Origin of the sequence: Mesorhizobium sp. M7D.F.Ca.US.004.01.2.1 (assembly GCF_003997785.1) — a bacterium.
Lineage (GTDB): Bacteria > Pseudomonadota > Alphaproteobacteria > Rhizobiales > Rhizobiaceae > Mesorhizobium > Mesorhizobium loti.
The window spans coordinates 1-8,996 of sequence record NZ_RZRQ01000242.1 but is presented as its reverse complement, the minus strand read 5'-3'; the positions used below and the strand labels follow the sequence as shown (position 1 = coordinate 8,996).

Here is an 8,996-nt window from a genome sequence, read left to right as displayed (position 1 = left end):
ACCAGCAACAGCGTCGCCCAGGTGACCCGCGCCCTGAGATCAGCGCGATCCGCCGGCCACATGTAGGGCCACAAATTGAGCAGCGTCTTGAAGGTCGAGGAGTCGGAGACGGTTTTTTCGGCCATTTCTTGTGCCTTCTTCTTATCTTTCAGCGGCCGGAGCAGCAGGAATTAACGAGCGCGGCGACCGATGCGGAAACATCAGCGAGCGCGGCACGATCGACCTCGTAGCGCGAGCGCTGGCGGTCGGGCTCGAACCGGACCAGACCAGCCTCGACAAGTATCTTCAGGTGTTGGGAAACGGTGGACTGCGCCAAATCGAAACGGTCGACCACCTCACGGCAGCAGCAGGAGTTGTTGGCCGACAGATGCTTTATGATTTCGATACGTGCCGGATGCGAAAGCGCCGCCATGCGGGCGGCGATAGCGCGGCTATCGGAGACGACATCTTCCGGCAAACGGCAGTGGCCGGCGGATTCAAAAGGGGATTCAGTCATCGTCCATCGGCGATAAACGATGAAAAGGCGCGGAGCAAGCTATCCCGATGGGTAGATCGGGCGACGCTGCCGATCTCCCCCTTGAGGGGGAGATCGGCGCTCAAGCACCTTACTGCGACTTGGCAGGCGCCGTCGTTGCCTGCTCGCCCATCGCCTTGAGGTCGGCGGCTTCGCCTTCCTTCGACTTTTCCGGGACCTTGAACACCTGCCCCGGCCAGATGCGGTCGGGATCGCTGATCTGGTCCTGGTTGGCGAGGTAGATGGTCGAGAAGCGCACGCCATGGCCGTACACGCGCCGCGAAATCCGCCACAGCGTGTCGTGACGGCGGATGATGACGGCGCCATCAGCATGTTCGAGCTTGGGCGCCACGGTCTCGGGCACATCGCTTGGCGGCGTCGCCGCCGCCACGACGGCCGGAGCATCGGTGGCGGGAGCGGGCGTCGTGGCCGGAGCCGCGGCAACGGCCGGCGCCTCTGTAGCTGGTGCGGCAGGAGCAGGTGCCGGGGGCGCTTCGGCGGCAGCAGGTGCGGCCGGTTTTGCTTCGGCAGGCGCCACGGCGGCGATCGCTTCGCCCGGCTCGCGCTCGAACGGCACGGCGGCGCGGGCCACCACTTTCACCCCGTCGGCATCGAGACCGTCGACATGGATGGTGTAGCTGCCGACCGGAATGTCGCGCGTCGCCTCGACGAGGAAGTGGCCGTCCGGCGACGTCTGTGCGTCACCGAGCAGGATGTCGTTGGCATAGGCGCGAACCTTGCGGCCGGCATCGGCGAGGCCGGCGACAAAGATCTTGTTGCCGTCGATCTCGACCGCCTCGACGACGATCTTAGGCTCGGCCACGGCTGCCGCGGGCGGCGTCGCCGGCGCTGCCGGAGCCGGTGCTGCTTCAACCACGGCTGGCGCTGGTGCCGCCGGGGCGGCTGGTGCCGGAGCTGTGGCCGCGGGCGTTTCGGCTGCGGGAGCAGCCGGCGCGGCAGCCTGGTCGCCGGCAGCCGGTGCGGCCGGCTTTGTCTCGGGCGCGGGAACGGTGAGCAGTTCGGCCGGTTTGCCCGGCTCCTCGACCATGGCCAGAACCTGGCCGGCCGCATCCTTGGGAACAGAGACGACAGCGGTCTGCACCGAGGGCGTCACGACATCGCCCGTGGTCGCGCGCAGCGCAATCGTATAGTCGCCAGGCTTCAGCGGATCGTCGAGAATGATGACGAAGGCGCCATCGGGACCAGCTACGGTCGATCCAAGCACCGTCGAACCATTGAGGATCTCGACCTTTGCATTTGGAGCCGCATTGCCGGCGACGACGATCGAGCCATTGCTTTCGACGCGCACGACATCGAAGGACGGTGCGATCGGGCCGGCCGCCCCGGCAACGGATGCGGCGGCTCCGGCAGCCCCGGCTGCGGCCGGTGCCGTTGCCTGGGGCACCGCAGCAGGAGCTGCCGGGACCTCCGCTGGCGGCAGCCGCGCTTCCGTGCCGGGATCGGCCGGTTTCGGCGCCGCGGGCGGCGTCAGCGCCGCCACGTTCGCCGGCGGCGTGTGATTGAGATACGGGTCGAGTGCGCCCGATACATAGGCGGTTCCCGCGGCCGCAACGGTCCCACCCGCCGCGAACAGGAACGCCTTCAATGGATTAATTGCCATACTTCCCTACCCCTTAGCCACCTAACGCCGGTCTAGCCTGTTTTGCCAAAGCCGACAAGAAAAAGCCCGCCCTTGTTAACCCTTGGGGCTTGACCGCGCTTTCAGACCCAATCACCAATCATCGTTATGAACACGATTCGATCCGTCTGCGTCTATTGCGGCTCGTCTCCGGGCCGCGATGAAACCTATATCAAGGCCGGACACCTGCTCGGGCGCTCGATTGCCAAAGCGGGACTGCGGCTGGTCTATGGCGGCGGCACCAAGGGTATCATGGGCGCTGTCGCCGAAGGCGCGCTCAAAGCCGGCGGCAAGGTGACAGGCATCATTCCACGCTTCCTGATTAACAAGGAAGCGACGGAAACCGCGCTGGACCGGCTCGATGAGCTCTTGATCACCGACAACATGCACGAGCGCAAACACAAGATGTTCGAGAAATCCGACGCCTTTGTGGCGCTGCCGGGCGGCATCGGCACGGTCGAGGAGATCGTCGAGGTCATGACCTGGGGGCAACTCGGCCATCATCGCAAGCCGATCGTCTTCGGCAATGTCGGCGGATTCTGGGATCCGATGCTGGCGTTGCTCGATCACATGGCCGCCGAGGGCTTCATCCACACCGCGCAGCGGGTCAAGCCGCTGGTCGTCGACGACCCCGAGGCGATCGTCGCCGCCATCATGGTGGCAGGGTCCTCCGTCGATGCGCCGACCGAGGGCGTGCAGTCGGTGATCGACAAACTTTAGGGGAGCAAAGGAGTAGGGCAGTAAGGCAATATGTGAATTGCCTGGAGTGTCTGCCCTACTGCCCTACTGCCCTACTGCCCTACTGCCCTACTGCCCTACTGCCCCAGCAGCCTGCCGCAAGCCGGCGATGACCGCGCGGCGGTCATGACGCCGCCAGGCAAGATAGATGGAAACCGTACGGTCGAACCACGGCAGGTCGCGAAACACGATCCGCGGCGGTGCGGCGGCACGCAGGCTGGCCTGCACCGTCGCCAGGCCGAGCCCGGCGCTGACCAGGCCGAGCGAGGTCAGCGGATCCGCCGTCTCATAGGCGATGTCGGGCAGAAAGCCGGCCTTGGCGCAGGCGGCGAGGAATTGACCACGATTGGTGTCGTCAGGCTGGCGCACGACGGTGATCCAGGTGCGACCGTCGAGGTGATGCGGCCCGATCTCTGATCCGTGAACGAGCGGATCATCTTCGGGGATCGCCAGCACCAGCGGTTCGTGCCGCAGCGCCATGGCGGCGACATCCGGGTCATCGTCGGCTGGCGGCGAGTAGACAAAGCCCAGATCCAGAGAGCGCTGCCGCAGTCCCTCCACCTGGGCGGCCGAACGCAAACTTCTCAGTTGCAGGTGGAAATCGGGCCGCTCGCGGCGGAATTGGCGCAGCATTTCGGCGACAAGCCCGGCATGCACGGCGCCTTCGACATAGCCGATGGCGAGACGACCAACGCCGCCGCTGGCCAGGTTGCGGCCGAACTCCTCCAAACGTCGCGCATTGGACAGCAGCGAGCGGGCCTCGGTGAGGAAGGCGCGACCCTCGGCGTTGAGATGGACCCGCTGTTTTGCCCGTTCGAACAGACTGACGCCAAGCTGCTCCTCAAGCTGCATGATCTGCCGGCTGAGCGGCGATTGCGAGATATGCAGCATTTCGGCGGCGCGGCCGATATTGCCGGTTTCGGCGACGGTGACGAAATACCTGATCTGGCGCAGGTCGAACATTTTTTCTCCAGAGCTTCAAGTCCTGTTAGGTCTCAACTCTAGCCTAATCAGTCTTGGACAGTCTGACCCGCGGAAGCGATACTCGGCCATCCCAACCAAAGGAGACCACCATGCAGTTCTTTGCCCTTCTCACCCGCAACACCGCTGAGTTCAGCGATGCAGATTTCGCCCCGCTTCTGCCCGGCGAAGCCGAACAGCGGCGCACGCTTTACGCTGAGGGCGCGGTGCGTCAGGTCTGGAACCGCGGCGACATCCCGGGCAGCGGCATGATGTTCGAGGCAGCCGATGATGCAGAGGTTCGCGGCTATCTCGCCACCTTGCCGCTGGTCAAGGCCGGCATGATGGACATTGCCGCAATCGTGCCGCTCAAGCCCTACCCCGGCTTCGGCCCGAAGCACTGACAGAGCCCAATCCGGGGCTGGCGAAGGCGTCACCACCGGATTGGGTGATCGACAGACTGTGATCGGCTGTCAAGAAACCGTCACACGAAACCGGTTCGCTCGTGCTAGGAATCACGGTCAGGCGGCCGCCATGCGGTGCCATGTTCGAAACCTGCATCTGGCACCGCGCCCATGGATATCGCTCTCGCCCCGGAAGGCACTGATCTGTCGCCTTACCTGCCCGACGAGCACGGACTATTCTTCATCTACCATTTCACGGCCGACGGCCTGCGTACCAAGGACCCGGCACAGGCGTGCTGGACCTGGCGCAGCTATCAGATCACCGACCTGCATGCACGCCAGGAGATCGGCACTGAGACGGCTTTGCCGAGGCCGGTGCGTGACGCCTTCCTTGCCCCCAGCCATGGCTGCCACATCGACTTCGAGGATGGCTGGCTCTATGGCGATCTGCCTGATCTCAGACACGACTTTTCGGAGGCGCGCGGGCTTGTCCATTTCCGCTTCGCCTTCAACGACGCGGTGCTGATCGGCGCGCGCAAGCAGCCGCTGGAATCGGTCGACGCCATTCGCAAGGCGGTGGAGAATGGATCGCGGAAATTCCGCTCGCCGGCGGAACTGATCGAGGCGGTCACGGGCCAGTCGCTCGGCGGCATGGCGGCCGAGCTCGGCAAGCTGGGCGACACGCTCGACGGCATCGAGGACCGTGTCGTGCGCGATGCATGGCACAATGAACGACAAGCGCTGGTCGAGGCGCGGCGACAATTGGTGGTGATCCATCGGCAGATGGCGACGATCACCAATCTGTTCCGGCATCTCGATCATTCGCATCGCAACGAACTGCCTGACCCGATCAACGACATGGCGGTCAGGCTCTCGCAACGGGCGCATACTCTCTATCATGACGGCGAGCAGTTGCAGGCGCGCACAAGGCTGTTGCAGGACGAGCTCATGGCCAAGCTGACCATGCAGTCGAACCAGCTCCTCTATGTTCTCTCTGTCATGACAGCGGTGCTGTTGCCGATGACCATCATCTCGGGCCTGTTCGGCATGAATGTCGGTGGGCTGCCGTTGGTCGATACGCCGATTGGCTTCTGGGTGGTGACGGCAGTATCGATGGCTATCGCCGCGGCTACTTATCTGTTCGTCAGGCGGCTGGGCCGCGGATTGTAGCGCCTGCCGGCGGCTTTCAGCTAGACGCGAAGATCCTCGATGACGGTGCCGGCGGCGGCGACTTCCGCTTCGTGATCGGGCTCGCGCCAGGTCTCGGCAAGGCCAGCCGCATACCACTCGCGCATCGCTGGCAGGGCGAGCAACTGCGCCGGATAGGCTGCAGCCGCACCCTCGAAAACGAGACCATAGGACTGTGCGCGAAACGCCACAGGAGCAAAGAAAGCGTCGACGGCGGTGAAATGAGCGCCGGCCAGAAACGGCCCGCCGAAACGGGCAAGGCCATCGTTCCAGAGGTCGTCGAGGCGAAAGAGGTCCTGTTTCAGCGCGTCGGACATTGGAAACGGCTCTACGCGCAGGCCGCAACTCATCGGACAGGCGCCACGCAGTGCGGTGAAGCTCGAATGCATCTCGGCGGCGGCCGAGCGTGCCCAGGCGCGCGCCTTGGCCTCGGCAGGCCACACGCCATGGTGGCGCTCGGCCAGATATTCGGCGATGGCTAGCGAATCCCAGACCGCCCAACCGTCGTCGATCAGGCAGGGCACCCGGCCGCTCGGCGAGAACGGCCGGTAGAGGCTCCAGCTCGATCCGGTCGGGAACGGCGTTAGCCGCTCGTCGAATGGGATATCCAGCTCTCGCATCAACACCCAGGGCCGCAGTGACCATGAGGAATAATTCTTGTTGGCGATATGCAGCAGGTACATCGACACCCCTTACCGTGCGGGCTGCGGCGCGGCCCGGCGCGCTGTCGTCAACATCGACCAGGAATAGACTGCCAAGGCCGCCCAGATCAGCGCAAAGGCGATGGCCTGGGTGGTGCCGAAAGGCTCGTCGAAGATCAGAACGGCGATCAGGAACACCATGGTCGGCGCGATGTACTGCATGATGCCGATGGTGGAGAGGCGCAGCAGCTTGGCGCCGAAGGCGAACAGCAAGAGCGGTATCGACGTGACCGGACCGCAGCCGATCAGCAGCGCCGTATCGGCACCGCTGCTGGACACGATATGGTCCTGCCCGGTCGCGATCAGGTAGACGATGTAGCCAAGGGCCGGCACCGACAGCAGAAGCACTTCGAGCAAAAAGCCCTGGCTCGGGCCGATCGGCAGCGTCTTGCGGAAGAAGCCGTAGGCGGCGAAGGAAAACGCCAGCGCCAGCGACACCCAGGGCAGCTTGCCGCCCTCTATGGTCAGCACCGCGACGGCGACGGCCGCCAGCACCACTGCCGCGATCTGCAGCCGATCGAGCCGCTCGCCAAGCAGCAGCGCGCCGACGACGACGCTGACCAGCGGATTGATGTAGTAGCCGAGCGCGGTCTCGACGGTGCGGTCGGCGGCGATCGCCCAGACATAGATGCCCCAATTGACCGAGATCAGCGCCGCCGTCAGCGCGGCCATGGCGATGGTGCGCGGCGAACGCAGCGCCGCCTTGAAATCCGCCGTACGGCCGGCCCAGACCAGAACGGCGGCGGCGATCGGCACCGACCAGACGATGCGATGGGCAATGACTTCGGCGAGCGGCAGATGAGCGACCGCCTTCATGTAGAAGGGCAGCAATCCCCACAAGAGATAGGCGCCAAGCGCCAACAGAAAGCCGCGTCGTGCCTTCGAATCCGCGTCCAGGGCAATTGCTTCAGTGGCCATGAGCCAACGCTATGGCCCAGTCACCTTGGCAAGACCATCGCAAAGTTCTGATGGATCAATGGACTTTCGCTGATGGTTCAACCTTATTCGGCGGCCACCAGCCCGGCCATCTCACGGTTCTTCATCAGCTTGTAGACGATGGAATCCATCAGGGCCTGGAACGAGGCGTCGATGATGTTTTCGGAAACGCCCACCGTCCACCAGCGCGCACCGGTGCCGTCATGCGATTCGATCAGAACGCGGGTGATCGCCTCGGTGCCGCCATTGAGGATACGCACCTTGAAGTCGGCAAGCTCCATGTCGGCGATCTCGCCCTGGAATTTGCCGAGGTCCTTGCGCAGCGCGATGTCGAGTGCGTTGACCGGACCATGCCCCTCGGCCACCGACATCTTCTCCTCGCCGTCCACCACCACCTTGACGATCGCTTCGGAGACCGTCTTCAACTGGCCGTTGGCGTCGAAGCGGCGCTCGACCATGCAGCGGAACGAGGTAACGTTGAAGAACTCCGGCAGCCCGTGCAGTATCTTGCGCGCCAGGAGTTCGAAGCTGGCATCGGCGCCCTCATAGGCGTAGCCCTCGGCCTCGCGCTCCTTGACCACCGATATCAGCGCGTCGAGCCGGTGGTCGTCCTTCGGCACCTCTATGCCGCGCCGCTTCAGCTCGGCGAGGAAATTGGCCTTGCCGCCCTGGTCCGAAACCATGACGCGGCGGCGGTTGCCGACCGTTTCCGGAGGCACATGCTCATAGGTCGCCGGCTCCTTGGCAAGTGCGGAGGCATGGATGCCGGCCTTGGTGGCGAAGGCGGAAGCGCCGACATAGGGCGCCTGCGCTTCCGGGGCGCGGTTCAGGAGTTCGTCGAAAGCGCGCGACAGGCGCGAAATGCCGGTCAGTGCCTCAGTCGAAATGCCCGTCTCGAAACGATTGGCGAAGGCCGGCTTCAGCGCCAGGGTCGGCACGATCGAGATCAGGTTGGCGTTGCCGCAGCGCTCGCCGATGCCGTTGAGCGTGCCCTGGATCTGGCGCACGCCGGCCTCGACAGCGGCCAGCGAATTGGCGACTGCCTGGCCGGTGTCGTCATGGGCATGGATGCCGAGATGATTGCCTGAAATACCGGACGAGATAACCTTCTCGACGATGGCGCGGACTTCCGATGGCTGCGTGCCGCCATTGGTGTCGCACAGCACCACCCAGCGCGCGCCGGCATCGTAAGCGGTCTTGGCGCAAGCCAGCGCATAGGTGGGATTGGCCTTGAAGCCGTCGAAGAAATGCTCGCAGTCGACCAATGCCTCCTTGCCGGCGGCGACCGCCGCCTCGACGGAGGCCTTGATGGCGTCGAGATTCTCCTCATTGGTGCAGCCGAGCGCGACACGGACATGATAGTCCCAGCTCTTGGCAACGAAGCAGATGGCGTCCGACTTCGACTGCACGAGTGACGCAAGGCCGGGATCGTTGGACGCCGACACCCCTGCCCGCTTGGTCATGCCGAAGGCGACGAATTGGGCGCGCGACGTGCGTTTCTCCTGGAAGAAGGCTGTGTCGGTCGGGTTGGCGCCGGGATAGCCACCTTCGACATAGTCGAGGCCAAAAGCGTCGAGCAGTTTTGCGATGGCGATCTTGTCCTCGACGGAAAAGTCGATGCCCGGCGTCTGCTGGCCATCGCGCAATGTGGTATCGAAGAGATAGAGGCGCTCGCGGGTCATGGTCATTTGCTTGCAAACTTGTCCGTCGCGCGGATCAGCCGATCAAGGATGCCCGGCTCCGAATAAGCATGACCGGCGCCCTCGATCAGGTGGAAATCCGCCTTCGGCCAGGCCTTGTGCAGCGCCCAGGCATAGTGCGCCGGGCACGGCATGTCGTAGCGGCCATGGACGATGGTGCCAGGAATGTCGCTGAGCTTGCGCGCATCGCGCAGCAGCTGCCCTTCCTCAAGCCAG

9 protein-coding genes and 1 pseudogene are annotated in these 8,996 nt (G+C 64.4%); 3 read left to right on the top strand and 7 right to left on the bottom strand.

Features of this window, described 5'->3' with window-relative positions; all coding sequences use genetic code 11:
- Window positions 1-148 precede the first annotated feature (148 nt).
- Together EN993_RS25715 and EN993_RS25710 are read right to left on the bottom strand one after the other, a co-directional pair.
- The gene (locus EN993_RS25715; RefSeq protein ID WP_109662769.1) at window positions 149-496 is read right to left on the bottom strand and encodes a metalloregulator ArsR/SmtB family transcription factor; all 348 of its coding nucleotides are present in this window, start codon (window positions 494-496) and stop codon (window positions 149-151) included.
- Between the two features lie 109 nt (window positions 497-605).
- A complete protein-coding gene (locus EN993_RS25710; RefSeq protein ID WP_127265165.1) occupies window positions 606-2,135 on the bottom strand; it encodes a LysM peptidoglycan-binding domain-containing protein in 1,530 nt (509 codons plus the stop codon).
- Between the two features lie 126 nt (window positions 2,136-2,261).
- Here EN993_RS25710 and EN993_RS25705 point away from each other — a divergent pair, with 126 nt between their 5' ends.
- Window positions 2,262-2,873, top strand: a complete 612-nt coding sequence (locus EN993_RS25705; RefSeq protein ID WP_057143392.1) for a TIGR00730 family Rossman fold protein — start codon at window positions 2,262-2,264, stop codon at window positions 2,871-2,873.
- A gap of 87 nt (window positions 2,874-2,960) precedes the next feature.
- Here EN993_RS25705 and EN993_RS25700 read toward each other — a convergent pair whose 3' ends face one another.
- Window positions 2,961-3,854 (bottom strand): LysR substrate-binding domain-containing protein, encoded by an 894-nt coding sequence (locus tag EN993_RS25700; RefSeq protein WP_127265164.1) that lies wholly within the window; start codon window positions 3,852-3,854, stop codon window positions 2,961-2,963.
- A 110-nt stretch (window positions 3,855-3,964) separates the two neighbouring features.
- Between EN993_RS25700 and EN993_RS25695 the strand changes: the two genes are divergently transcribed.
- Both EN993_RS25695 and EN993_RS25690 read left to right on the top strand, forming a co-directional pair.
- The gene (locus EN993_RS25695; protein WP_126068567.1) at window positions 3,965-4,255 is read left to right on the top strand and encodes a muconolactone Delta-isomerase family protein; all 291 of its coding nucleotides are present in this window, start codon (window positions 3,965-3,967) and stop codon (window positions 4,253-4,255) included.
- Window positions 4,256-4,426: 171 nt separating this feature from the next.
- A complete protein-coding gene (locus EN993_RS25690) occupies window positions 4,427-5,425 on the top strand; it encodes a transporter (RefSeq protein ID WP_127265163.1) in 999 nt (332 codons plus the stop codon).
- 20 nt (window positions 5,426-5,445) lie between these two features.
- On the opposite strand, the gene EN993_RS25685 is transcribed toward EN993_RS25690, so the two are convergent.
- From EN993_RS25685 to EN993_RS25670, 4 genes and pseudogenes are all read right to left on the bottom strand, one after another.
- The gene (locus EN993_RS25685) at window positions 5,446-6,126 is read right to left on the bottom strand and encodes a glutathione S-transferase family protein (protein ID WP_109662759.1); all 681 of its coding nucleotides are present in this window, start codon (window positions 6,124-6,126) and stop codon (window positions 5,446-5,448) included.
- 9 nt (window positions 6,127-6,135) lie between these two features.
- Window positions 6,136-7,062, bottom strand: coding sequence for an EamA family transporter RarD (gene rarD, locus EN993_RS25680; protein ID WP_109662756.1), 927 nt, complete (start codon window positions 7,060-7,062; stop codon window positions 6,136-6,138).
- 83 nt (window positions 7,063-7,145) lie between these two features.
- On the bottom strand, window positions 7,146-8,768 hold the full coding sequence (gene cimA, locus EN993_RS25675) for a citramalate synthase (RefSeq protein WP_206532417.1): 1,623 nt from the start codon (window positions 8,766-8,768) through the stop codon (window positions 7,146-7,148).
- Window positions 8,765-8,996 (bottom strand): annotated as a pseudogene (locus tag EN993_RS25670) (prolyl aminopeptidase); the annotation flags it as partial. The gene cimA and the pseudogene EN993_RS25670, both read right to left, overlap by 4 nt.